The 26,135-nt window shown below is 37.6% G+C and carries 26 protein-coding genes; 7 read left to right on the top strand and 19 right to left on the bottom strand.

Going from position 1 to position 26,135, the window contains the following annotated elements; genetic code table 11:
• Positions 1 to 13: 13 nt before the first annotated feature.
• Entirely contained in the window at positions 14 to 4,474 is a 4,461-nt protein-coding gene (locus DCS32_RS13115; protein WP_108878686.1) for a translocation/assembly module TamB, read from the bottom strand.
• A gap of 21 nt (positions 4,475 to 4,495) precedes the next feature.
• On the opposite strand from DCS32_RS13115, the gene tsaD reads away from it, so the two are divergent.
• The 4 genes from tsaD (at position 4,496) to DCS32_RS13095 (ending at position 8,267) form a co-directional block, all read left to right on the top strand.
• Positions 4,496 to 5,536, top strand: coding sequence for a tRNA (adenosine(37)-N6)-threonylcarbamoyltransferase complex transferase subunit TsaD (gene tsaD / locus DCS32_RS13110; RefSeq protein ID WP_108878685.1), 1,041 nt, complete (start codon positions 4,496 to 4,498; stop codon positions 5,534 to 5,536).
• A 2-nt stretch (positions 5,537 to 5,538) separates the two neighbouring features.
• Positions 5,539 to 6,243: a 16S rRNA (uracil(1498)-N(3))-methyltransferase gene (locus DCS32_RS13105; RefSeq protein ID WP_108878684.1), complete on the top strand. Its 705-nt coding sequence runs from the start codon at positions 5,539 to 5,541 to the stop codon at positions 6,241 to 6,243.
• Positions 6,244 to 6,423: 180 nt separating this feature from the next.
• Positions 6,424 to 7,377: a hypothetical protein gene (locus DCS32_RS13100; RefSeq protein WP_108878683.1), complete on the top strand. Its 954-nt coding sequence runs from the start codon at positions 6,424 to 6,426 to the stop codon at positions 7,375 to 7,377.
• Between the two features lie 116 nt (positions 7,378 to 7,493).
• Entirely contained in the window at positions 7,494 to 8,267 is a 774-nt protein-coding gene (locus tag DCS32_RS13095) for a CDP-alcohol phosphatidyltransferase family protein (protein WP_108878682.1), read from the top strand.
• Positions 8,268 to 8,339: 72 nt separating this feature from the next.
• Here the strand turns inward: DCS32_RS13095 and DCS32_RS13090 are convergent, their stop codons facing one another.
• From DCS32_RS13090 to pyrR, 11 genes are all read right to left on the bottom strand, one after another.
• Positions 8,340 to 9,005, bottom strand: coding sequence for an outer membrane beta-barrel protein (locus DCS32_RS13090; protein ID WP_108878681.1), 666 nt, complete (start codon positions 9,003 to 9,005; stop codon positions 8,340 to 8,342).
• Between the two features lie 156 nt (positions 9,006 to 9,161).
• Entirely contained in the window at positions 9,162 to 9,767 is a 606-nt protein-coding gene (locus tag DCS32_RS13085) for a porin family protein (RefSeq protein WP_108878680.1), read from the bottom strand.
• Between the two features lie 61 nt (positions 9,768 to 9,828).
• Positions 9,829 to 10,722, bottom strand: a complete 894-nt coding sequence (locus DCS32_RS13080; protein ID WP_108878679.1) for a Ppx/GppA phosphatase family protein — start codon at positions 10,720 to 10,722, stop codon at positions 9,829 to 9,831.
• Positions 10,722 to 12,788 (bottom strand): polyphosphate kinase 1, encoded by a 2,067-nt coding sequence (ppk1, locus tag DCS32_RS13075; protein WP_108878678.1) that lies wholly within the window; start codon positions 12,786 to 12,788, stop codon positions 10,722 to 10,724. Before ppk1 ends, DCS32_RS13080 begins: the two co-directional genes overlap by 1 nt.
• Before the next feature lie 2 nt (positions 12,789 to 12,790).
• Entirely contained in the window at positions 12,791 to 13,273 is a 483-nt protein-coding gene (locus DCS32_RS13070; protein ID WP_108878677.1) for a SixA phosphatase family protein, read from the bottom strand.
• A 1-nt stretch (position 13,274) separates the two neighbouring features.
• The gene (gene pdxH, locus DCS32_RS13065) at positions 13,275 to 13,919 is read right to left on the bottom strand and encodes a pyridoxamine 5'-phosphate oxidase (protein WP_108878676.1); all 645 of its coding nucleotides are present in this window, start codon (positions 13,917 to 13,919) and stop codon (positions 13,275 to 13,277) included.
• 129 nt (positions 13,920 to 14,048) lie between these two features.
• Positions 14,049 to 14,465, bottom strand: coding sequence for a hypothetical protein (locus tag DCS32_RS13060; protein WP_013752341.1), 417 nt, complete (start codon positions 14,463 to 14,465; stop codon positions 14,049 to 14,051).
• A gap of 6 nt (positions 14,466 to 14,471) precedes the next feature.
• Positions 14,472 to 15,389: a ribonuclease Z gene (locus DCS32_RS13055; RefSeq protein WP_108878675.1), complete on the bottom strand. Its 918-nt coding sequence runs from the start codon at positions 15,387 to 15,389 to the stop codon at positions 14,472 to 14,474.
• Between the two features lie 8 nt (positions 15,390 to 15,397).
• Positions 15,398 to 15,733, bottom strand: a complete 336-nt coding sequence (locus DCS32_RS13050) for a ribonuclease Z (protein WP_108878674.1) — start codon at positions 15,731 to 15,733, stop codon at positions 15,398 to 15,400.
• The gene (locus tag DCS32_RS13045) at positions 15,733 to 16,662 is read right to left on the bottom strand and encodes an aspartate carbamoyltransferase catalytic subunit (RefSeq protein ID WP_108878673.1); all 930 of its coding nucleotides are present in this window, start codon (positions 16,660 to 16,662) and stop codon (positions 15,733 to 15,735) included. The genes DCS32_RS13050 and DCS32_RS13045 overlap by 1 nt, the downstream gene beginning before the upstream one ends.
• 5 nt (positions 16,663 to 16,667) lie before the next feature.
• A complete protein-coding gene (pyrR, locus tag DCS32_RS13040) occupies positions 16,668 to 17,207 on the bottom strand; it encodes a bifunctional pyr operon transcriptional regulator/uracil phosphoribosyltransferase PyrR (protein WP_013752345.1) in 540 nt (179 codons plus the stop codon).
• A 124-nt stretch (positions 17,208 to 17,331) separates the two neighbouring features.
• On the opposite strand from pyrR, the gene DCS32_RS13035 reads away from it, so the two are divergent.
• Positions 17,332 to 19,026: a glycoside hydrolase family 13 protein gene (locus DCS32_RS13035; protein ID WP_108878672.1), complete on the top strand. Its 1,695-nt coding sequence runs from the start codon at positions 17,332 to 17,334 to the stop codon at positions 19,024 to 19,026.
• Here DCS32_RS13035 and DCS32_RS13030 read toward each other — a convergent pair.
• The 3 genes from DCS32_RS13030 to DCS32_RS13025 are packed head-to-tail and all read right to left on the bottom strand — an operon-like array spanning position 19,023 to position 20,937.
• Positions 19,023 to 19,640, bottom strand: a complete 618-nt coding sequence (locus tag DCS32_RS13030) for a LysE family translocator (protein ID WP_108878671.1) — start codon at positions 19,638 to 19,640, stop codon at positions 19,023 to 19,025. The two genes, DCS32_RS13035 and DCS32_RS13030, sit on opposite strands and share 4 nt — an antisense overlap.
• A gap of 56 nt (positions 19,641 to 19,696) precedes the next feature.
• Complete coding sequence (locus DCS32_RS16090) at positions 19,697 to 19,858, bottom strand: hypothetical protein (protein ID WP_013752348.1); 162 nt, start codon at positions 19,856 to 19,858, stop codon at positions 19,697 to 19,699.
• A gap of 44 nt (positions 19,859 to 19,902) precedes the next feature.
• Complete coding sequence (locus DCS32_RS13025; RefSeq protein ID WP_108878670.1) at positions 19,903 to 20,937, bottom strand: quinone-dependent dihydroorotate dehydrogenase; 1,035 nt, start codon at positions 20,935 to 20,937, stop codon at positions 19,903 to 19,905.
• Between the two features lie 107 nt (positions 20,938 to 21,044).
• Here DCS32_RS13025 and pepT point away from each other — a divergent pair, with 107 nt between their 5' ends.
• Positions 21,045 to 22,286: a peptidase T gene (gene pepT / locus DCS32_RS13020; RefSeq protein ID WP_108878669.1), complete on the top strand. Its 1,242-nt coding sequence runs from the start codon at positions 21,045 to 21,047 to the stop codon at positions 22,284 to 22,286.
• Between the two features lie 58 nt (positions 22,287 to 22,344).
• Complete coding sequence (locus DCS32_RS13015) at positions 22,345 to 23,538, top strand: LETM1-related biofilm-associated protein (RefSeq protein ID WP_108878668.1); 1,194 nt, start codon at positions 22,345 to 22,347, stop codon at positions 23,536 to 23,538.
• Here DCS32_RS13015 and DCS32_RS13010 read toward each other — a convergent pair.
• Genes DCS32_RS13010 through DCS32_RS12995 form a run of 4 tightly spaced genes read right to left on the bottom strand, consistent with a single transcriptional unit; the run spans position 23,535 to position 26,131 of the window.
• Positions 23,535 to 24,293, bottom strand: a complete 759-nt coding sequence (locus DCS32_RS13010; RefSeq protein ID WP_013752352.1) for a LytR/AlgR family response regulator transcription factor — start codon at positions 24,291 to 24,293, stop codon at positions 23,535 to 23,537. The two genes, DCS32_RS13015 and DCS32_RS13010, sit on opposite strands and share 4 nt — an antisense overlap.
• A gap of 49 nt (positions 24,294 to 24,342) precedes the next feature.
• Positions 24,343 to 25,479, bottom strand: a complete 1,137-nt coding sequence (locus DCS32_RS13005; RefSeq protein WP_108878667.1) for an amidohydrolase family protein — start codon at positions 25,477 to 25,479, stop codon at positions 24,343 to 24,345.
• A complete protein-coding gene (locus DCS32_RS13000) occupies positions 25,476 to 25,820 on the bottom strand; it encodes a 2TM domain-containing protein (protein ID WP_108878666.1) in 345 nt (114 codons plus the stop codon). Before DCS32_RS13000 ends, DCS32_RS13005 begins: the two co-directional genes overlap by 4 nt.
• Complete coding sequence (locus DCS32_RS12995) at positions 25,820 to 26,131, bottom strand: 2TM domain-containing protein (RefSeq protein ID WP_108878665.1); 312 nt, start codon at positions 26,129 to 26,131, stop codon at positions 25,820 to 25,822. The genes DCS32_RS13000 and DCS32_RS12995 overlap by 1 nt, the downstream gene beginning before the upstream one ends.
• Between the last annotated feature and the right edge of the window lie 4 nt (positions 26,132 to 26,135).

Below are 26,135 nucleotides of genomic sequence, written 5' to 3'. Positions count from 1 at the left end.
TAAAAAAGTCTAATTAGCGATTAAACTGAACTCCATCTGGAGCTATTTTTTTAGGCACGTCCTTTTCACCTATGGCTTGCTCAACAGCTTCTTTTATTTTACCCTTAAAGATTTTACGAAGTAATTCTTTGAAGGTATTGAAATCTACCGCATACGATAATCCCACTCCTTGCGTATATCCTTCTGTCTCGCCTATAAATTGAATATCTGTCTGGCGGTTGAAAACTTTGGCGCGCAGTGTCCCATCTTCGTTCAAGAGAAAATCTATTTCTACATCTCCTACAATCACGCTCTCACTCACTCCACCCGTAGGCACTCCTACCTTACCATTAATAAGTACACGGTTTGTAATTTGTGTAGAGAGCGTGACTCCCACTCTACCGGCAGACTGTACATCGAGTGTAGGGTCACGATCTGCTTGTACAAGATCTATACCTACGTCAAAAATACTGTCGTCATCATTAAAGAGAATTCCAGATAGAATAGACGACGTAGTCTCAAGTAGGTTATTTACCGCAGCCGAAGCCGTATTAATATCTGCCGTACTTAAAAAGGCTCCCTGAGATACTAGTGATATAGCGTTAAGCTCCTTGGCATTTCTATCTTGTAATAAAAATTCTAATTCTGAAACCACCGTACTTCCTGCTCCTGGAAATTCTATATCAAAGGTAATATCTGGCTTAAGTAGCTCACCATCTAAATTGATAACTACATTTACTGGAATCTTTCTATTTACTGTAGAAGTTTGCAGTAACGTCCCAGGATTGGCTTGCGTTCTATAAATTGCGCTTACATCTAGAAGTGCTTTTGCAGGATCGCCATCCCAACGTATGTTTGCATCTTGTTGTAATATAAAATCCTTTGTAATAAAGCCACCATATCTAAAGTTAAAGACTCCTTCGGTAGCAATAAAATCTCCGTTCATTATAAACTTGCCGTTAGTATCTAGCTGTATCAATAGTGTTCCCACTCCTCTACCTCTTAGCGTACTTCCGTTTGCTTTATCAACCACAACCTCTACTTCTGCATCTGGATCAATATCTAGATCAAAGTTTACAGAAAGTCCTTTTACAGCCTCTGTAATTACTTGTACACCATTAATGCGCGCTTCTTTTTCTTCTGGACTTAAGAATTTAATATAAGAGTTGTCACCTAGTGCCTCAGAGTCATCTATCGGGATCTTAAAAGTAGTTCCTCTCGCAGTTTCTCCAAAAACATCAATAACCAAGTTATCTGTAGGCCCTTTGATAAACGCTTCACCTTCTAAAAAAGCGGTACCATAATACAGTGATTCTAGATTTTCTTCGGTATCCAGCACTGCAATTCTCGTAGACGAAATGCCAAGATCAAGTTTCCAATCACTAAAAGACTTATGACTTATAGAACCGTTAAGTGCACCTAGCGTTTTATACTTAACATCCTCCAACTGTATTGCATCAAAAATGAACTGTTGTTTATTTAATGTAACATTTGAAGTGCCTTTGAAATCGTAGTTTACATTTAAATAAGGAATGGCAATTCCCGCATTCTCTAGCGTGAGATTCCCATTAATGTCAGGATTTCTGTAATCACCTACTACTTTTGCCTCTCCGCTTGCTAGTCCTCTTATTTGATCTATAACTCCTTTACCCATCGGGTTAAAGGGGCTTAAATCTAAATCACTGAGTCCTACATCCATATCAATATAAGGCACTTTTCCCGAAGCATCTATACTTCCATCTGCTGTTAAAGAACGGAGACCATCGCGCTCTAACTTAGATTTTATACTATATTTTGAAAGTGTTGCATTACCAGTAACATTTAAGTCCAGCTGACCAAGATTAGTCCCGTTTACCGAAAAGTCTTTAATGGCAAGAGACGTATTTGGCAAATAAGCACCGTTCTTTTGTAAGATATCGAGTTTACCATTGATACGTCCTCCTAAATCAAGACTGTCAAGATCTGGTGTTACCTTGGCAAGGTCAACATTTTTAAAATTGGCTTTGATATCCTTGTAGGTGCTATCCCTGAGCTGTCCCTTAAGATCAATACGCTCATCTTGATGACTTAATACGAGTGTATTAATATCGATGTCCTTAAAATTATTATCAAAGACTACGCTGTTTTTTCTATCATTTTCCTCATTGATAAACCAAGGTTTCTCTTTAAAGATAATTTTTGATTTCTTAAATCCTAACACAGAGTTTCCTTCTGCGTTAATGGTGTGATATAAAGAGAGATCAAAGGAATCATCGTTGCGCTTACCACCTTTAAATTCTGACCTCATGAATAATGTATCCTTTAGAGTAACATTAATAAGATTAAAATCTGATACTGCATAGAAACCTGCATTTATACTATCTGCAGCTACGTAAGTATTAAATAAAGGGTTCTTATTATCTACACGTATTTCAATATCTTTTGCCATATAGCCAAAAGCATCAATCTTAGGCGACTTGAACGTAAGTTTAAATTCAGAATCATTTGCCACCACACTACCTCGTATGATTGTTTCTGGCTCAAAATCTAACTCGGGAACAAATATGGCTACTATCTTATTAAAGATGGTAAACTCAAAATCCATAAACTGATCTTGTGTAAGAATTTCTGGCTGATAGTTTGTATATAAGCTCCCAATAGCATTTTTAAATAATGGTACTACTTCATTAAATTTAAAAACACCTCGAACCTCTCCACTTATAATCTCTGTGGAGTTGATATCAATGGTACGCACTTTCTTTGCGTCAAACTTTGAGGTGATTTCAAAATCTTTAAAGCTGTAGGTATTATTCTTATTTTGATAACTAGCATCTGCAAAGGAAATTCTACCATAGACGTCCTCTACATTTGTACCTTTCATATCAATGACTACATTACCCCTAAGGATAGAAATGCTATCATTAATAAAATTGAGCATTTTAAGATCTGCATAGTCAATTTGAGCTTCTAGATCGTAGCTATTAAACTCTTTTGAGATATCTATTAATCCGTTAAGTTTTGCTTTTGCATTAGGATCATCAAGCAATAACTCTCCATCAAAAACTGGCGCTTTAAGATTTCCAAAGACCGTAATATGTTTATAGACATAGTTATTATATTCTATACTTCTTATGCTTCCAGAGAGCTTTGTGTTTATGGTTTCTTGTATAAATCCTTTTCCCTCAACATCCATGTCAAAGGTGGTCTTCCCCAGTCGCTTATCATCTAGCAGTTTACCTAAGTTAAAGTTATCGAACTTTACATTCCCCTCATAGCCTGCATTATCTGCATCTCTCAATCCTTTCAATAAAAGATTCAGTGAGATATCACCTAAGTTTGTGGTAATATCACCTTCGGATACAACTGTAGAAAGCGTAACCGCGTTAGCACCTCGGAAAGATACTTGACCTAATTTTGACATTTCTGCTGGCAAGGAAGAGAGTACGTCTGGCAACAATCTTTTTAAATCAAAATAATTGGTTTCAAGCTTATTATAATTTCCAGATATTCTAAAATCATCACCGCTCACTACTCCGTCAAAATAAACATCACCTTCTATCACAGAATTCCCTAATCCTGTTACTTTAAGATTTGGCACTCTAAAGTCATTAAGGTGTCCATTTACATTCCCAGATATATCTAAATCAATGTCTGGCGCAATCTCTCTATAAAATGGGCGTATATCATTAGTAGATATTTTAGCTTTCGCGAAAGCGGCATCCACCTCCACTAGCGTATTAAAATCATCTAGCGCTCCATCTGAGGTATCTAACTTGATATCACCCTCTATAGCAGAAAAATCTGTTGTAAGTGAAAAATCTTTGAGCGTTATTAAATCTGGATCATAGTGAAAAGTTCCATCTAGCGATCTTATCTGGTAGCCTCTTATAGCATCAAATGATAGTGATTCAATATGAGCATCTACAGAACTGCTATTGAGATAAAAATCTTCCCAGTTAGTTGAAAGGTCTTGATAATCGAGCACTAACGAGTTTTCTAAATCTCCATTTACATACATAAATCGACCTTCAGAAATTGCCACATTATCTGAAGACATAATAAAAGCCTTTCCAGATTTAGGAGTATTTGTCGCAAACTGGCGTGAGAATAGCGTTAAGTTATCTGAAGCTTCGCCTTTATACTTTGTGAGATAAAAGTTTACACCTTCAAGTGAAATATCGCCCAGCTCCATATTATTGTCTAGCACCTTCTGCACGCTGTAGAGACTTGTAGCAAGCTCTCTCACGTAGATCATGGTATCCTGCTTGTGATCTTTAATTAATGTTCCTTTTACAAGGACATCTCCATTCCATTTGAGACCTACACGTTCTACTTGTATACTGGTACCATAGGTGTTATTAATGCGCTCTGTAACGCTCTTGGCAATTCGAGTTTGAACGCTGGGAAGAGAAAACAACAATAGAATGAGCCCAAAAAGCAAGAATAACACTAGAAGTGTGCGAAGTGCTATTTTTTTAAATTTCTTGATAGGGCTTATTGTTTTAACTTTGTACACTTACTGCAACATACGTGCCTTATGAATAATACGATTACTTCTACTTATATTCTTGCTATAGAATCATCTTGTGATGACACCGCTGCTGCTGTTTTACACAACGACAAGGTACTCTCAAATGTTGTTGCAAACCAAGACATTCATCAAGAATATGGAGGGGTAGTTCCAGAGCTTGCTTCACGTGCACATCAACAAAATATTGTTCCCGTTGTAACGGCTGCTTTACGCAAGGCAAATATCGATAAAAATCAGCTAAGCGCTATAGCTTTTACAAGTGGTCCGGGCTTATTAGGATCTTTACTTGTAGGTACCTCTTTTGCTAAGTCATTTGCTATGGGTCTAGATATACCGCTTATTGATGTAAACCATATGCAAGCACACATTCTAGCTCATTTTATTGATGAAGAAGGCTATAGTAAACCTACATTTCCCTTTCTAGGAGTTACTATCTCTGGAGGTCACACACAGATTGTACGTGTAGATGATTACTTCACTATGGAAGTAATAGGGCAAACTATAGACGACGCCGTAGGCGAAGCTTTTGATAAAAGCGCAAAAATCTTAGGCCTACCATATCCTGGAGGACCATTAATTGACACATATGCACAACTAGGGGACCCAAAGGCCTTTCCTTTTACAAAACCTAAAGTAGGCGGACTAGACTTCAGTTTTAGTGGTCTTAAAACGCAAATCATGTATTTTGTACAGAAGCAACAGCTAGCAGATCCAAGCTTTATAGATAATCGTCGTGATGATGTTTGTGCTTCCATCCAATATACTATTGTCAATATTTTAATGGACAAAATTAAAAAAGCGGTAAAAGAAACTGGTATTACACAAATTGCCATAGGAGGAGGTGTCTCAGCAAATAGTGGAATACGCAGTGCATTAAAAGCATCTGAGTCAAAATATGGATGGACTACCTATTTACCTAAATTTCAATACACCACAGATAACGCAGCAATGATAGGAATTGTGGGTTATTTAAAATATAATGAGCTATCTGAGAAAAACGTGTATCAAGACCTTGGTGTTAGTGCTCAATCACGATTAAAAATATAAGAATGCAGTTATTTTATAGTGAGACATTAACAATAGATAGCGATACTTATACTCTACCTAAAGATGAAAGTAAGCATGTAATACGTGTGTTACGTAAAAAAACTGGTGATGCAATTCACCTCACTAATGGACAGGGATATCTTTTTAATGCAATCGTGGCAGAAGAAAATCCTAACAAGTGTAGATTACAAATAGAAAGCTACCGTTATCAAGAGCCTAGAGATTATAAACTTCATCTAGCTGTTGCACCCACAAAACTTAATGACCGCTTTGAGTGGTTATTAGAGAAAGCTACAGAAATAGGTATCACAGAAATTACACCACTACTTTGTGACCATAGTGAACGCAAGGTTATAAAAGAAGAGCGCTTCATGAAGATTATCCAAAGCGCAATGAAGCAATCACTGCATTATCATCTTCCTGTCTTACATCCGCTCACGTCATTTTCTGAGTTTGTGGAGCATTGTAGTATAGAAAATACCTTCATTGCCCACTGTGAAGATCTTAAAAAAGAGTCCCTTAAAGATTATCTCAAGCCAAACAAATCATACACTATACTCATAGGTCCAGAAGGAGATTTTTCTACAGCCGAAATTGAACTTGCTCTCAAGCAAGGTATAACTCCTGTGTCTCTTGGTAATAGTCGTTTACGCACAGAGACAGCAGCTGTAGTTGCTTGTCACAGCGTCGCTTTTGTAAATGAGTAATCACTTGCATTTGTACTCAAAACACTAGAACTAAAACCAGATTTTGTAAATTCAAATATTAATGGTTTATTTGCTTCCTGCGTCTCCACAAGAGATAAAGGCCCAACCTATTATTAATCAAAAGATTAGATAAAATTGCGTAATTTTGTCAAGACGGTTGTACCCTTTATCCCGGCGCTTATGAGCGTTTGCGGAGGCATTACTATGATGATAAGCTTAGAGTTATTTTTTACAAATGACCACCTACCTGAGCTTAAAAACATACTTCTTTTACTATTATTTTTGAGTTCTATTCTTGTTGTCGTTCTTCTAGGTTTTATTCTCTCAAAAACCGCCCGTCTTAAGTTTTCTGGAGATTCATTATCTCAAGAGATACAAAAATTGACACAGCAAGTTCACTACTTTAGAGATATTGCAGATATTCTTTTAAGATCATCAGTGTGGGCACCGGGTCTTAAAGAATATATTGATGAGGAATTCTCAAGTCTCAACTACTTTTTAGTCAAAGAGTTCTACAAAGGAAGGTCTAAACTAGCATTAGAATATATTGAAGAAAAAGATCGCTACGGAGAAACAGAAATACTTTACCTAGAAACCAAAGCATTACTTCTCAACGACCCTAGTAAGAGCAGTGTAAAAGGTTACATGAATCCTAAAGAATATGATGTACGCATGCTCAAAAAATGGACAGAGCATAAGGTAGGAATGGGCTGGAACCATTACTTTGGGTTTAAATATAACCAGTTTAAAGAAGAACTAGATATACATCGCGTGTATGAACGCCATCAAGAGAGGATCTTAAAGTATGCAACACAGTTAGATCCTATAAGATACAGAGGTATGGGATTCAGCGAAGAGCTTATTTCAAAACTTGGAATGCACCTATCTGAAGAAGTACTACCTCAATTACTAAGTCTTACATCGCAGTCTGTACGAAAGGTTCCCAAAGTCATAACGGTTGCATTTATACTAATTGTATTGCTCGTTATGTTTGGGGTAATACAACCTACCATTACACTTCTCTTCGGGTTAAATGTAGTATTCGGTTTTATATCTATAATTGTTGTAGTGAGCATCATTTTCTTTTTAATGCTATCTATATATCCGTTTGTAAAACGAGAAATTAATGGATGATTTACGCTTTCGCGAAAGCAAAATAAACATACTTAACCCGTATCTTTGTACCCAAAATAAATTGCTGTTTTAAATGCACCTTCTAGGTTTTTAAAAATGCTACTACCTAGAAGTTTATGTCAAAATTACCCAAAGCCCACAAATTTGTTGACCTTTCTGATTATGGCCGGACCATAGCTCGCCGTATCGCTCTTTCTCTAAAAAACACTTCTGCTACCCCTGTACAAGTAACCTACTCTTTTGTAATAAGTGGTTTTATTGCTATTATTTGTATTGTAAAAGGATTTTACTTTTGGGCTGCATTCTTCTTAATTTTAAAATCAATTCTTGACGCCGCAGATGGCGAACTCGCAAGAATTAAAAATACTCCTTCATATACAGGAAGATACCTAGATTCTATATCTGATATTCTTCTAAACGCTGCAATTCTCTATACTATTGGGTTTATAACTGACACTAGTTTATACTGGACAGTACTTGCCTTCTTATGTATTCAGCTGCAAGGAACATTATATAATTACTATTATGTGATATTGCGCAGCAAGCTTGATGGCGACACCACAAGTCGTGTTATAGAAATAGGAATTCCTACCGCATTACCAGGAGAGCAGCAAAGTACGGTTACCTTTTTATATAAAACCTACAGAGTGTTGTATGGCGCATTTGATGCCATCATTTATAAACTTGACCCTAAGGCAGAGAAAGGATCTATCACACCTAACTGGTTAATGACAATAGTTTCTACTTTTGGTCTAGGCTTTCAATTATTATTAATTGCGTTGTTTCTTGTAGTTGGGCTTGCAGATTATATCATTCCTTTTTTTATAGCGTATTCTATTATGATCCCTATGCTCATAGTAACTAGAATGATTGTTACAAAAGAAAAGTAGCACTTGTTTTTACAAATCAAAAAAGCCCAACTATTAGATATAGCTGGGCTTTCATATTTCATAAAAGGTAACTTATAAACGGTACCCTATACTTAATGTTATGTATTGATTAGTTCCTGATCCATTTACAAGGAAGTTATCACCATTTACAAGACTATTATTATCTGCTTGTGGATCTCCTTCTCCAGGAGTATATGGTAAACGTACCGCTGCATCGTCTTCAAAAACCTCTAAGAATCCTTTTGTAAAGCGAGCTTCTACAAAGATGCTCTCGTTAAAGTGATATCCTACACCACCAAATGCAGAAAAGTCAAATGATTTGTAATTTTCTGATTGCTCATAAAATGAAATCTTAAGTCCTGCTTGTGGTCCTGCAATTAGAAAAAGTCTGTTAAGATTAAGACGTAATCCTAAAGGGATTTGTAAAAAATCATAACGAACACCTTCATACTTGTTTCCTTGTGATGCAAAAGCAAATTCTGGCTGAAAGCTTAATTTGTTAGTTACTGGAATTTCTGCAAGAAATGCAACTGCAAATCCGTAGCGGCCTTCATCTATTGAATTAAAAGGCGCAATAGCCGGATCGCCATCTAAACCTGTATTTACGATAGTGTACTCTAGATTGCTTATTTCACTCACACTCAATCCTGCTTTAAAGCCAAAACGTACGCCTTGTGCAAAAAGCTGTGTGCTACATAAAAATGCAAAAAAGATGATAGATAGTACTATTTTTTTCATAATTAAAAGATATTCGTCATTAGTAAATAGAGATAACGTCGGGAACCTCAGGGTATAAAGATAAATTGTATAAATCAGTTTTCTATAGTAAAATAACAAAACCAAGTAAATAAACTATAAAAAACAAATTACACCCGATAACGAACACGATTTGATCTAAAGTCTATAGCCTATTCCCAATTGAATCACAGCATTTTTACCTTCTAAATCTGAAAATCGAGTCTCGCCAGCGTTATCAAAAGTAAAATTGTTGTTGTCTTGAAAGATATCTGTGAGGCCATAAGTATATCTTGCCTCAATAAAAATATTAGAATCAAAGATGTATCCTAGACCTCCAAATGCAGAAGCTTCAAAGTTTGAAAATATTCCAGACTTATTAGGGTCCCATACTTTTACTCCTACTTGTGGTCCTGCATTGATATAAAGATTACTTAAATTAAGCTTTAATCCTAAAGGAAGGTTTAAGTAATCTAAACGGAAGCTCTCCAAATTCTTCCCCTGTTGTGAAAAGATAAATTCTGGCATAAAACTTAACTTCTCTGAGATAGGAATATCTACTAAAAAACCTACAAAATAACTTGTGCGCTTACCGTCAAGTTGGTTTTCAATTCTATCTGCAGAAGCGCTGCCATCATTGTCAAAAGACAATCCATTTACATCTGCAATATTTACCCCTGCTTTGAATCCAGACGTAACTTGGGCGTTGATGCAAGAAAAAGATAAAAGAAACAATCCCGTAATAAAAAATAATGACTTTTTCATAAGCTAAAGTTTTGTAGTTCTACGTTTTACAAGCAAATATACATTAAATTTAAAATCCTCATCATGAATTATTAGCATGATATAAACTTTTGATAATACCATCGGCAAGTCCAATTTTTGGAACAATTATCTGTTTTGCTTTTGATGATTTCATTGCTTGTAAATAAATATGCAATGCTGGAATTATTACATCTGCACGGTCTGGGTTGAGAGACAGCTTCACAATTCGCTCTTCATAGCTTAAAGTTTTGAGCTCTTTATATAATTGCGTTAGGAAGAGGTATGATAAGGTTTTTCCTGGCTTTTTTGCACTTAACTTAAACACCTTATTTATATTTCCTCCAGATCCTATTAGGTCAATATGATCATAGTTTTCACATTTTAAAGCAATCCATTTCTGCATAATTTCCCAATCTTCTTGAGATACGAGATCATTTAACAAGCGTACGGTTCCTATTTTAAACGATCTAGATGCAATCATGCTACCCATATGATAGATGGTTATCTCTGTACTTCCTCCTCCTACATCTACATAAATATAGGTTCGGTCTTCTTTAATAAAGCTATTAAGATCTGTAGCGGCTATAATTTTTGCCTCTTCCTCACCGTCTATGATATCTATTGTAATATTCGTTTTTTTCTTTAACGCTTTCGCGAAAGCAAAACCATTGCGAGCATCTCTCATCGCACTTGTAGCACAAGCTCTATATTCTAGCACTTGATGAGCATTCATAAGTAACCTAAAAGCTTTCATGGCATCCTCCATGCGCTCTTGATTTTTTGTAGAAATCTCCCCGTTAATAAAAACGTCTTCTCCAAGCCTAATAGGCACACGGACTAACGCGTTTTTTCTAAATAGCGTAGGTCCATCTTCCTGCTCAATGATGTTTGCTATGAGCAGACGTACTGCATTAGAACCTATATCTATTGCGGCATATTTTTTTATGGTAAGCACTATAATTGAGAGAGTTTATTTACATAATAGTCATACGTAGCAAATTGTGATCTTATCGCTGGCATATCGTCTATTTTGTATCTGTTATCCATCTCCTTATTTAGTACACGTGCTTTTACGTTATCACTCCACGCAATCTCATGTGTCTCTATTATTTCTTTCTTGACATCCTCATCGTAAATAGGCACAGTTACCTCTACCCTATTATCAAGATTACGGCTCATCCAGTCCGACGAAGAGATAAAAACTTTCTCCCATCCTGGCTCTCCAAAAATATATACTCTTGTATGCTCTAAGAATTTATCTATAACACTAATTATTTTAATGTTCTCACTCATTCCAGGTACCCCAGGAATCAAACAACATACACCACGTACAATCATCTCTATCTTTACGCCAGCGTTACTCGCCTCATAAAGCTTATCAATGATTTCATAATTTGAGATACTATTGAGCTTTAATCGTATTAAACCGTTCCCACCATTTTTTACAACCTCTATTTGTTCTTGAATAAGCCTGTACATCTTATTTCTTGAGTAGTGTGGCGCTACAACGAGATGCTTGTATTTATTTACTATATAATTGGTGTCAAAGAAATTGAAGAGCTTATTTAAATCCTTTAATATTTCCTTGTTTGATGTAAAGAGTGTGTAATCTGTATAAATACGGGCCGTAGCGTGGTTAAAGTTTCCTGTACTTATAAAACCATATCTCACGATCTTCCCTTCTTCCTCTCTATCGATCACGCAGACTTTACTGTGCACTTTTAAACCAGGCACACCAAAGATGAGACGTACACCTTCATTTTGCATTTTCTTTGCATAGCGCATGTTCGACTCTTCGTCAAAACGTGCCCGCAGCTCTATTTGTACCGTTACTTCTTTTCCATTTTGGGCGGCGTTAATAAGTGCGCTTGCGATACTTGATAATTTTGCAAGTCTATAAATAGTGATTTTTATAGATCTCACTTTAGGATCTAGTGCTGCTTCTCTTAAAAATTTAATAGTATAAGAGAAGCTCTGGTAAGGTGTGTATTGCAAGAAGTCTTTCTTTGCAACCTTAGCTAGTAGGTTATCTTCTAAGCTTATTCCAGCAATAGGTAATGGCTTGACACTTGGGTAGTAGAGCTCTTTCCTACCAAAGGTCGGGAAGTTCATATAATCTTTCCTGTTGTGATATCTACCACCAGGAATGATACTATCTATGCGCTCTATACCTAATTTACTAAGTAGAAACTGTAGCGTTTCTTGCTCTATTGTTTTATCAAAAACAAAGCGCACAGGTTCCCCATCTTCTCTCCCTTTAACGCTTCGAGTGAGTTTTTCTAAAAAGCTCTTACCTAAATCAGACTCAATATCTAGCTCTGCGTCACGTGTTATTTTAATCATATGAGCAGTAATACTGTCATAATCAAAAATGCTAAAAATGGTATCAAGATTATACCTAATCAAATCATCAAGCATCATGATATAATCCTTACCATCTACTTGCGGCAACACGACAAAACGATCTATCGTACTTGGTATCTCTAAAAGTGCATATAACGGCTTCTTTGTATCTGAAAGCACCATCTTTACCATTAAATAGGCGTCAAGATCTTGTATACGTGGCAGCTCTACATCTTCACGTAGGATAATGGTTTCTACAGCGAGAGATACTTGATCTGTAAAGAAGTCTTTAATAAATGTTTTATGCTCCGGAAGTGTAATCTCATCTTCGGTGAGCATGTAAATGTTTTCTTTTTCTAGCTTTTTATAAATATCCTCAAGAATCTTGAGGCTTTCTGTTTGCTGTTCTATTACAATCTCAGTGATTTTTTCAAGTAATTCTTCGGCAGAATAAACTCCTAAGGCCTTTCTTCCTGTTTTACCAGCATCTACAATTCTACGCACTGTAGCATATCGCACTCTAAAGAACTCGTCTAGGTTATTTGAAAAAATACCTAAAAAACGAAAACGCTCAATAAGTGGTACATTTTCATCTGCAGCTTCTTGTAATACCCTAGCGTTAAATTGCAGCCAACTTAACTCTCGGTTTATATATCTATTTTCGCCTGTTTGTGTCATTACTATAATTCTTTAGGAGCTTTGTAATAAATCGTCTTTCCTTTATTGAGATCTTGCCAGCTATCAATATCAAAAGTTATTGCTGTAAATGCAGCTGTAGAGACATTATCTATGGTTTCATTTCCATACGTATTAACCACATTAGTCATTGCATTATTATGCCCAAAAACCATTAAACAATTAACCTCATCATTTACTGCACGTATCACCTCAACGAGATCTGTACCTGCAAAGTCATACATTTTATAGTCTAATTGTATTTCTCTATCATCAATTCCATATGCTTGGGCAAAAAATACTGCAGTAGTTTTTGCTCTTAATGCATCACTACTCATCATAAGATCTGGCTTAGGCATTGTTGCAGAAATATGGGCAGCCATAGCAGGTGCATCTTCTAGACCTCTTTCATTGAGCGGTCGCTCGTGATCTATAACATCAAATTTCCAACTTGATTTTGCGTGTCTTACGAGGTAGAGTGTTTTCATATTATGAAGCTAGTCTTTCTTTGATCCACTGGTCGTTTTCTAGTCTGTAGCGTATTCTATCATGTAAACGGCTCGGTCTTCCTTGCCAGAATTCTATAGATACTGGCTTTACAATATAACCACCCCAGTGTGCTGGACGTGGTATATCTTTTCCTTCATAAGTGTCTTTGAGCTCCTTCATCTTATCTTCTAGCACTTCTCTTCCTGCAATCACGCTACTTTGGTCAGACACCCAAGCACCTAGCTGACTATCTTTTGGTCTAGCATTAAAATAAGTATCAGAGCGCTCTGTACTTACTTTTTCTATATCACCTTTGATAATCACTTGACGTTCTAGATTAGGCCAGAAAAAAGAAATTCCCACCTTATCGTGGTGAGCTATACTCTCTCCTTTCTCGCTTGTATAGTTTGTATAAAAAACAAACCCATCTGTATCTAGCTCTTTGAGAAGAACGATTCTTGATTTTGGAAAACCGTCTGTTCCTAGCGTAGCGACAGTCATCGCATTCGGTTCGGCAACGCCTCCGGCGTCTTCAACTTCCTTAAACCAAGTTTTAAATTGGTCCATAGGGTCTAAAGCCGAGTTTTCTAATAGCAACTCGCCTTTCTCGTATGATTTTCTGTAGTCGTGTAAGTCTCTGTTCATTGCAGTAAATGTACGAAGACCGTGGTGAAGATAAAAGTCAGAATTAGTCCAGAATTCGTAAAAATGAACTAAAATATACTCTTTAAAAGATAAAGATTTTGAGGTGCACGCTTTCGCGAAAGCGTACTTCTACTTCCTCATGAATCTTTTTTTAATCAAAAGCTTCCTCACCTTATCATTATGCTTTCTAATACGTGTAAACTCTTCATAATCCATATCCTCATCATCTACTCCTGATGCGGCAAACTGACCTTCAAAGTTTTCTAGCATCTCCACACGATCTGTGTAAATATTATAACGACGATGCTCTGTAAATCCATCTGCTTGTAAAAAGTACTCACAGATATATTGATCTTCCAGCATAAACAACTTAAAAGTAATACTGATATTTCCTTTTACAGAAGTAGATCCATAAATGGTATTAATCTTCTTAAGCTGCGTATCTGGGCTTACTAGAAATAGGTTACGCGGTATCAAAATATCAAAATGCTCTTGCAACTTAGCCAGCACTGGTTTTGCTATTTTCTTAATTTCTTCTTCCATCATAACGCTTTAAAATGTAAATTCTTTACCATCGTCTCCTAATAAGACATTCTCAAAATGAGGCCTAGCTTCTTCTGCAAATAGATTCAAATCTCCATATCTTATGGAATAATGACCTAATACTAAGCTTTCCACCTCAGCCTTTGCGGCTATCTGTGCTGCTTGTGCCGCAGTACTATGCCCCGTAGGCTTGCACAGATGTGCGTGACTTTCTAAAAAAGTTGCTTCATGATATAACACGGTAGCTCCTTTAATCTGTGTGGCTATTGCCTCTTTGTAAGCAGTATCACTACAATATGCATAACTCTTAGGCTTAGCTGGGTCAAAGGTAAGCTTATCATTAGGGATAAGCGTTCCATCGTCTAAGGTAATATCGCCTCCTTGCTTAATTTTTGAATAATAAGCTTTATCAATTTCAAGATTGAGGCACGCGTTTATATCAAGCTTACGTTCACCAAGCTTTTCTTGAAAATAGAAACCATTAGTGTAAATGCGATGTTTAAGTGGTATTGTAGTTACCGTCACCTCATCATCCTCATAAATAACCGTAGGTTCTTTGCTAGTAATCTCTACAAAGCGTAGCGGATAACTAGTAAATCCTTGCGTGATTTTGAGTTGTAAAAGTATAATTTCTTTGAGGCCTTTAGGTCCATAAATGGTAAGTGGTGCGGTTCTCTTAAGAAGACTAAAGGTAGTAATGACTCCCATGACTCCAAAAAAATGATCTCCGTGCAAATGCGATATAAATATATGCTTTATACGAGAAAATTTAATCTTATTACGGCGTAGTGCCACTTGTGTACCTTCTCCACAGTCTATGAGAAATAAATGATTGCGTATATCTAAAACCTGTGAGGTAGGATTTTTAAAAGAGCTGGGAGCTGCCGCATAACAACCTAAAATTGTAAGATGTAGATTGCTAGACATATAAAATATTAAAATCCGAGATCGCGCTCTATTTCTTCCATTTCAATAACGTCTCCAGCTTCCTCAATCGTAGGAACCACAATCATCTCATCTGGTACAGCATCATAATTTATCCCTGTATTTACAAATACAAATGATTTCTTATCTGCACGCTGGTAGTTTGAGAGTTTTAAGAATTGTACAAGATCTTCAAGTGTGAGTTTATCATACTTAAGAAGATCTATGACTAGATTCTTTTGATCATAGTGTTCTGGTACTATATTTTCTAGGTATAATGCAAAATCACGCACGTCTGTGCGGTCATCTGTAAGTATGGTATAGGTAGGCTTTTCTGTAACCGTCATTATTGTTTGATTTTTGATGCAAGTAGATACATTACTGCCATTCTCACTGCTACTCCGTTTTGCACTTGATCTAAGATGATTGCATGTTCTGAGTCTGCTACATCACTGGTAATCTCCACACCACGGTTTATAGGTCCTGGGTGCATAATTACAATTTGCTTATCTAGAGAATCTAGTAACTTTTTATTTACTCCGTATTGCTGTGTGTATTCTCTTGTGCTAGGGAAATAACTAATATCCATTCGCTCATTTTGCACACGGAGCATATTTGCCACATCGCACCACTCAAGTGCTTTACGCAAGTCTAGCTCTACTTCTACTCCTAGTGATTCTATGTACTTAGGCAGTAATGTTCTTGGACCACATACTTTTACGTTTGCACCTTGTAATTTTAGTGCATATATATTTGAAAGTGCAACACGACTGTGTAAAATATCGCCTACAATCACCACATTTTTACCGGCAACTTCACCTAGACGCTCTCTTATAGAATAACTATCTAGTAATGCTTGTGTAGGATGTTCATGTGCTCCATCTCCAGCATTTACAATACTTGCCTTGATATGCTTAGATAAAAATACGCCAGCTCCAGGATTAGGGTGTCGCATGACAACCATATCTACCTTCATCGATAGAATATTATTTACAGTATCAATGAGCGTTTCTCCTTTCTTTACAGATGATGCTGCTGCCGAAAAGTTAATTACATCTGCACTTAAACGTTTTTCTGCAAGCTCAAAAGACAATTTTGTACGTGTACTATTTTCAAAAAAGAGATTTGCAATAGTAATATCACGCAGTGATGGCACCTTTTTAATAGGGCGATTAATCACTTCCTTAAAGTGATCTGCCGTTTTAAAAATAAGATCAATATCTGCCTCGTTTATGTACTTGATACCTAACAGATGATTGACACTCAACTCGCTCATAATAGTTAGCTTTTTACTAGATATACGGTGTCTTCTCCATCATTTTCTTCCCAGCACACCTTCACTTGTTCATCATTTATTGCATCTACCTGACGGCCTTTATAGTCTGGCTGTATAGGTAAATGGCGAGAAAAACGTCTATCTATAAGACATAATAACTCTACTTCTTCTGGTCTCCCAAAACTCTGCACAGCAGTGAGAGCAGCGTTTATGCTACGCCCAGTATACAAGACATCGTCTATAAAGACCACCTTCTTATCCTCTACTACAAAGTCTATTTTGGTTTTATTTGCTTCTAGTGTTTTCTCGCTACGGCGAAAATCATCACGATAAAATGTAATGTCTAGATAACCAAGTTTAATAGCCTCAATGCCATAGTCTGTAGTGAGCAACTTTTTAATACGTTCTGCTAGATAAACGCCGCGAGGCTGTATCCCAATGAGAACGGTATTTTTAAAATCAGTATGATTTTCAATGAGTTGACAAGCCAGACGATTGAGAATGATGTTAATCTCTGTCGCAGTAAGAAGTACTTTTTGGCTCATAGAATTTTCCGAAATCTGTTCGGGGGTCAAAGTTACATAATTCTGTGGATTGATGGTAATGTTTGTTACGCTTTCGCGAAAGCGTATCTATTACTAACTTCGTTATAATCTCAACTTTCAAAAAATGATGCAAACTCAAACATGGTGGAAAGAAGGAATTGTATACCAGATTTACCCTAGATCCTATCGAGATACCACAGGTAATGGTATAGGTGACTTGCGTGGAATCATAGAAAAGTTAGATTACATCGCTAGTCTAGGGGTAGATATTATCTGGCTCAACCCTATTTATGATTCTCCTAATGATGATAATGGTTATGACATACGTGATTACCGAAAGATTATGGCCGAGTTTGGAACTATGGATGATTTTGACGAGTTGCTTTCTGGCATGAAAGCTAGAGGATTACGACTAGTGATGGATCTTGTGGTAAATCACTGTAGTGATGAGCATGAATGGTTTAAAGAAAGTAGGGCTTCTCGTGATAATCCTTATCGAGATTACTTCCACTGGTGGCCAGCCGAAAAAGGTACTCCTCCAAAAAGATGGAGCTACTTTGACTTAGAAGAAAATGCATGGCAATACGATAAACAAACGGATGCTTATTACTTACACTACTTTGCCGTAAAACAGCCCGACCTCAAATGGGAAAATCCAAAAGTTCGTCAAGAGGTATATGACATGATGCACTTCTGGTTTCAAAAAGGAGTAGATGGTTTCCGTATGGATGTAATTCCCTTTATAAGCAAAGACATCACCTACCCAGAAATTGACGCAAAGGAACCACATGAATACATTGCATATTATGCAAATGGCCCAAAAGTGCATGAATACCTCAACGAACTCAATAATGAAGTAGTCTCAAAATACGACGCATTTACGGTAGGTGAAGGCCCAGGGATAAGCATTGATGATGCACTGGATTTTGTTCATGAAGACCGCAAGGAGATCGATATGTTCTTCCACTTTGACCTTATGAGCTTAGATCGTGCACCTGGCGAAGTATTTAAAATGCGTGATGGCGGCTATTCCTTACCTGAATTTAAAAAAGTATTTACTGACTGGGATGCGGCATTTGCAAAAGCCGGCTGGGGATCATTATTTCTAGCAAATCATGATTTCCCTAGAACGGTAAGCCGCTGGGGTAATGACACTCCAGAACACTGGAGAAATAGCGCTACACTACTTCAAACATTTTTATTGACCATGCGCGGTACTCCATACTTTTATCAAGGTGATGAGATTGGGATGACTAACGTACGTTTTACAGACATAGAAGATTATCGGGACATTAATACGATTAACAGATATGAGACTGTTAAGAAAAGAGGCGGAGATCTTGAGGCTTTTATGGACAGCGAGCAACATGCCGCTAGGGAAAATGCACGCACTCCCATGCAGTGGGACAATACAGAAAACGCTGGATTTACAAGCGGCACTCCGTGGATAAATGTAAATAGTGATTACAAGACAGGTGTGAGTGTAAAAGACCAACTCAATAAAAAAGACTCTACACTCTCCTACTTCAAACAGATGACTGCCTTACGTAAGAAGTACCCAGCGCTTGTTTATGGAGCTTATAAGTGCATCAAGGCTGAAGATGAGCAAATATATTGCTACACGCGCACGCTAGAGAGTGAGCGTTTCTTAGTGCTTTTAAACTTCTCTGAAGATACAGCGCATTTCTCGCTACCACTTTCTGTAAGCTATAACAGAAAGATCAAAGTAATTTCAAATGATAAAATTATAGATGATAGAACCTTTAAGGAATTCACACTACGCCCATGGCAAGCTATTGTATATCGTTTAGAAAACTAACCGTCTATAAAAATGTAAACAGCAATCCCTATAAAAACGATAATCTGGAGCCACTTTAAAACAATACCCGCGTTCTTATTAGTGCGTAGTACATGAGAGATTTTTCCTGCGACGAGTGCAATGCTTCCAAAGATGACAAAGGATTCTAGCATAAATAGCAATCCTAATACATAAAATTGATATACGGTATTGCCTTCCGGATCCCAGAGGAATCCTGGGAAAAATGCTAAGAAGAATATGGTCACCTTAGGGTTAAGAATATTCATAATCACACCTTGTTTAAAAAGGGCTGTGTACGATTTTTTTGGAGCACCATCTGCGAGATTAATAGACGCATCGCTGCGGTATACTTTAAAGGCTAGATAAAGCAAGTACATTGCTCCTACCGTTTTAATTGCAAAAAACAGAAAAGGCGAAGCAGCAATCACTGCCGAGAGCCCAAAAGCAACAAGTGTAGTATGCACAATACATCCAGAAATCAATCCTGCGGTGGTTGCTAGTCCAGATTTACTACCATTTGCAACACTTTGCGTGAGTACATAGATGTTATCTGGCCCTGGCGAAAACGCAAGTAAAGCAGTTGCTGCTAGAAAAGCAATGATGGATTCTATCAAAGGAATACTAGTTAGTTAGTCCTCGCAAAATAAGAAAAAACATGATGCCTACAACACTACCACTGTCGTTCCTTCCACATCGAGTAAAAGCCTAGCAATAATAAAAGACCTGCTGCAGCGAGCTTTGCCCATTGCGGGATAAAGGTTGCGATATCAGGTTTCATGGCAAAAAGCATGACGGCAATGGAAGCAAAAATAAGTTTATGAGAATTCCTCATGGTATGAATTGATTAGCGTGTAGTTACTAGACGGCAGTGACGTACTATCCTTTCGCTAAGATGGCGTTATTTATCTCTTTAATTAACCCTGGACCTTCATATACAAAGCCTGTATATAGTTGTACGAGTGATGCTCCTGCCTCAAGTTTATCAAGAGCGTCTTGTGCAGAGTGAATCCCTCCTACACCTATTATTGGGAATGAGTTATTACTCTTGTCTGATAAGTATTTAATCACACGTGTAGAACGATCAGTTACTGGCTTACCGCTTAGTCCGCCGTTGCCTATTTCTGCTAGACGGGCATTTGTGGTTATTAATCCCTCTCTATTTACAGAGGTATTACTTGCAATCACACCATCTAGACCTGTTTCTTTTACAAGCGCTACGATTTCATCTAATTGCTGATCATTAAGATCTGGGGCTATTTTAAGTACAATTGGTCGCTGTACTGCATACTTCTTATTTGCTTGCTGCACTGCCCCTATAAGTTCCTCTAGATAATCTTTGTCATTTAGTTTTGCGTGACTAGACACATTCGGGCAGCTTACATTGAGCACAAAATAATCTACTACCGGATGTAGCTCGTGGAAACAAGTAAGATAGTCGGCTGTATAATCTTCTGGCTTGGTATCGGTGTTTTTACCGATGTTTCCACCTATGATAATGTTATGATTCTTGCGAGACTTTAATCGAGTTACCGCTTCTGCTACTCCTCCATTATTGAAACCCATTCTGTTTATGAGCCCCTGATCTTCTTTTAATCGAAACAGACGCTGCTTTGGGTTTCCTTCTTGTGCCTTTGGAGTAACCGTACCTATCTCAATAAAACCAAATCCTAAGTCTCCTAGTTCATTAAAAAGCTTTGCATCCTTATCAAAACCTGCTGCTAGTCCTACTGGGTTTTTAAAAGTAAGTCCCAGCACTTTGCGCTCTAGTCGCTTGTCTTCCACCTTTCCCATACGATTAAGAAGTCCTGAGAGTCCTAATTTGTGCAATCGCTTTATCCATCTAAAGGTAAAATAATGCACTTTTTCTGGGTCAAAGGAAAAGAGAATTGGGCGTATGAGGAGTTTGTACATTTCGGTCGTTTCTGTGGTGCAAAAATAGTCCAAAAAGAGGTATTTTTGAAGCAGAACTGAATGATGATTTTTACGCTTTCGCGAAAGCGTACTCACAACCACCCATTATGATTGATAAAGACGCACTTCTTAAAAGATTTATAAGCTACGTAACTACCTATACCGAAAGTGACCCAAACAGTGACACCACTCCAAGTACGGAGTGCCAGTGGGATCTTGCGAGACAGCTCAAAGATGAACTCGAGGCAATGGGAATGAGTGAGGTGACGATAGATGAACATGCATATGTGATGGCGACACTACCTAGCAATGTAGCTCATGATGTACCGGTTATAGGATTTATATCACACTTTGATACGACTCCAGATTTTACAGGAAAAGACGTGAAACCGCAGATTTGGAAAAATTATGACGGTGGAGATCTTGTTCTTAATAAGGAACAGAATATCGTGTTATCGCCAGAATACTTTGACGACTTAAAGCAATATAAAGGGCAAACCATTATCACAACAGACGGTACGACGCTACTAGGTGCAGATGATAAAGCGGGTATTACTGAGATTATGGAAGCAATGAAATACCTGCTTGCAAATCCTCAAGTAAAACACGGAAAAATACGCGTAGGCTTTACGCCAGATGAGGAAATAGGTCGTGGTGCACATAAATTTGATGTAGAAAAATTTGGTGCGGAATGGGCCTATACGATGGATGGTAGCCAGATAGGCGAACTAGAATATGAAAACTTTAATGCTGCTGGAGCAGTGGTTACCATAGAAGGTAAAATAGTACACCCAGGCTATGCAAAAGGTAAAATGGTAAATAGTATGTACATCGCTACAGACTACATCAACAGCTTACCTAGACTAGAAACTCCAGAACACACTTCTGACCGTGAAGGATTCTTTCACTTACATGACATTACTGGAAGTGTAGATAATACTACGCTAGAATATATCATAAGAGATCACGACAAAGGACATTTTGAAGCACGTAAGGAAATGATGATCCAACTAGCAGATGAGCTTAATGCACAGCTAGAAAAAGAAGTGGTGACTGTAGAGATTAAAGATCAGTACTTCAATATGCGCGAGAAAGTAGAACCTGTAATGCACATTGTAGATATTGCAGAAGAAGCTATGAAGTCTCTTGACATAGAACCACTTATTAAACCTATACGTGGAGGTACAGATGGATCACAACTCTCGTTTATGGGATTACCTTGCCCTAATATTTTTGCAGGTGGCCATAACTTCCATGGGCGATATGAATATGTACCTGTAGAAAGTATGATGAAAGCCGTTGAGGTCATTGTGCGAATTACAGAAATCACAGCACAAAAGAACGCTTAATACAACGCTCACAATTAGCAAATTTCGAATAACTATCGTTTTATAAATAAGCTCACTTATGAATCCTTCTGCCACTGGCTGGATAAATAAACATTTCCCAAAGCTTCTTGACTATCTGGTTAAGAACCCAATGGATGAGCGTGCATTTTATGACTCGCTAAGAGCCAAGGGTTTTATCTATGGACACTCTCTAGATACCTTGCTGGATAGTGAATCGTCACAACTTAAGTGGACGGTACAAGAGAAAACAAAGATTAACCTTTTTGACGCTCTTGCTTTTACGTATTACGATACGATTGCAAATGCAAGACAAGAAGACTGCCTAGAAGCCATCGTTTCATTTTATAGACAGTTAGATAAAAAGGAACAGTACTTTATTAAAATCCCTTTGGGTAATGAATCTGCTTCCTCTAAGGTTGAGAAAATTATCCACCAGCGGGTGCAGACTAATGAGTCTGCCTTGCAGAAGAGTTTTAGCCATCTGATTACCAATGCCTTAGTTTTTATAGATATCCTAAGTTTTGATCACTATCTCATTACTCAAGGTGATCCTTATGAGTATGCAAAAAACCTAGAGGCTGTTCTTACAGAATCTATATGGCTGGCATTGCAACAAAAGGAGAGTAAGGATGAATATAACAAGCTTCTTATAAAATTATTTGAAAGCTCTGTACGCTATAACGAACTCATAAAGCACACACATACCGAGGTTTCTGAGATTAACCTCAAGATTATTACCGAACCTCTAGAGCAACAATACCTTCTAGATTTATGTAGTCTATCGCTATGGGATGACGAGAAAATCGATAAGCACGAGCGCGAATTTATCATGCAGTTCTGTACGATTATGGGGCTTGATGAAAAAGGTTACCTAGATGCTGTACTTGCCGTAAAAACATTCTTGACGGAGCACGGCACAGAGATTTCGTATCTCAAATACAGTAATCCTATAAAGCACTTTTATAGTCAGACGACTTCTTCTGTCGGCAATCTTATCTCACGCAATAGCAATCGCCTTGTGAGAGAAATAAGAGAGAGTCGTGACTTAGTGATTTTACTAGGTCAGTCTACTACGCGAGATTTATCTAAAGAAGAGCGCAAAGTGGTAAAAAAACAGCTACTTGACATTTGCAAGAGCATACCATCACTGGCAGTATTCTTACTTCCAGGAGGCGGATTATTGCTTCCTATTCTCGTGCGATTAATCCCAACAATGCTACCTAGTGCTTTTAATGAAAACCTTGAGGATTAAGCAATCCACGTTTTAAAGTCTTTTACACGCTCCCTGCTCACAATAATTTCTTGCTCGCTCCAAGTGTTCAACTTTATTTTTAATCTTGAGTTTGTGTATGCTATGATATCTGCTATCGCATTAATATTTACATAAAACTTCCTGCTTACGCGGAAGAAGGTTTCAGGCTCTAGATCATTCTCTAGTAACTCGAGTGTGGTATCCAGCAAATAATTACGTCCATCTATAGTACCGGCATACGTCCCTTTGTTTTCACTATAAAAACACTCAATCTCATCTATAGGAATCATTTTTATGTGCTGCCCTATCTTAGTTGTAAATCGCTTTTTATACTCACGTTCTACTGCTGTTGCGCCAAGTAGCTTGCGGATGTCTTCAAAGTTGAGTGACACATCTTGCGCCTTAGGCATGCGCTCCTTGTACTTGTTTACTGCTTTTTCAAGGTCTTCGTCGTCTATAGGTTTTAATAGATAATCTACGCTATTAAGTTTAAAAGCCTGTAGCGCGTATTCATCAAAAGCTGTCGTAAAAATAATAGCACTCTTCACCTCTACTTGATCAAAAATCTCAAAAGACAATCCATCTGAAAGTTGGATGTCTAGAAAAATCAAATCTGGGTGCGTATTCGTTTTAAACCAAGCCACAGCTTCCTCTACAGAATGCAGCATTTCATTTACAGTAACTCCTACTTCGGCAAGCATTCTATTGAGGCGTCTTGCAGATGGTTTTTCGTCTTCTATAATGAGTACGTTCATGGATTGGTTATTTGATGGTTTTGTTGATGTAGGTAAAAATACTAATTCCTTATTCTTGTGTGATAAGCACGCCCTCTTTCCAGATTTTGGCTATCGAGTTCATGTTTAATACATCTTCAACAGGAGATTTATCAAGCAATAACATATCTGCTTTAAAGCCTTCTTTTATATAACCTACGTTCTCTAGAGAAAACTTATCTGCTGGTAATGAGGTGGCACTCGCGAGCACTGCTTCTATGGGTAATCCCGCTTTCGCGAAAAAAGCCAATTCTTTATACAAATCGCTGCCTATATTAATATTGGCATTTGGCGGATCCGTACCTGCTAGTATCGGAATTCCTGCATCGTATAAGCGCTTAACTTCCTTGATGAGACGCGTTTCTATTTCGGCAGTTTCTTCCGCTGTTTTATTGTAGTACAAAGGCTGAATCAATACTGTGGTGAGTATGGTAGGTATCACAAAGAAGTTTGCATCTTCCTTAAGTATGGCGAGCTGTGCTGCTGTGAGAGGCGCATCATTATAAATATGCACGAGACCATCTGCACCACTAGAGAGAGCATCAAAAGCATCTTGTGCTCGTGAAACGTGAACTACCGCTATTTTATCTGCCTTATGTGCTTCTTTAATAATAGCCGCTACCGTTTCTCTATCAAGTGTAGCTTTCCAAGGTTCGACAATAATTTTTATGTAGTCGACTCCCGCTGCTACACGATCTGCAACCCATTGTGCAGCATCTTCTGGCTTAGAAAGTGTAGGAATAGGAAAACCGTATTGCGTACCGTGACCACCTTCTGTGGTAGCTGCATATCCTGCGCGATACAATCTAGCATTGCCCTGTGTATCTCGCAGATTAATCATTGCCTCTTGCATAGGTTCCATGCCGTGCATGTCTAGCAGATTGAGAACACCTGCTTGGGCTGCTTCTTGTAGTTGCGGTGCTGCCCACGTGTGAACATGAGCATTTATTAATGCTGGCATTAAAAACTTCCCAGTGCCGTCTATGGTAGTCTGCGCAGTAAGTGCATTTGAAGACACCTCGCTGATGGTTCCTTTTTCTACTTTTACAAATTGATTTGCTAAGATTTCGGTGCCGTTAAATAAGGTTACATGTTCTACTACAAAGCTTTGTTGCGCGCTCACTGTGTAGAAGCCCAGCAATAGTAAGATAAACAGCGTACGTATCATGAGTTCCTGTTTTCGCGAAAGCGGTTTGAAAACTCTTCTTCCTCTTGATCCATAAACTCTTGAATCTTGCGATCTTCCCATTTCTTTAATCCTTTAAAGAAGCGGAATCCTTTAAAAACATAAATCCAATGTACTAGCAGCGATAATCCCCAGAAAAATGGTGTTGTATAACGTACCCACCAAGGAGCATTACCCAGCACATCGAAGTTAAAGAACATCCCCGAGTAGAATAATTGCAGCAGGATGTTTATCACAAGATAAACCGTGAGATGCCTGTAAAACCCTTTCTCTTCTTCTACACGTTTTTTTGCGCGTTCGTATTTACTTGTATTTGATTCCATTATTTCTTAAATAGTGTATTAGACTGCGATTCGTTTTCTTCCTTTTTTAAATGCTCTTGTATTTTACGTTGCTCCCATCCCTTGCCTAAAAAAAAGTTGATACCATATAGCTTGATAGCTTCAATAACGATACCTAGTAAAGAGAAGCCAATTACCCACAATACCCACGGATTGCGAAACTCATTAACATAGTAATTTATAGCTGCAACAATAGCCGAAACGATAATAGCATTGATAATCTTGCCATAAAATTTCTTAACATTTTGCACATGTTCTGTAGCTCTTTGATACTTTTCTTTCTGTGTTTCCATGTTA

The organism is Dokdonia sp. Dokd-P16 (assembly GCF_003095655.1).
In the GTDB taxonomy this organism is placed as follows: domain Bacteria; phylum Bacteroidota; class Bacteroidia; order Flavobacteriales; family Flavobacteriaceae; genus Dokdonia.
This window is presented reverse-complemented; position numbering and strand designations above follow the sequence as displayed.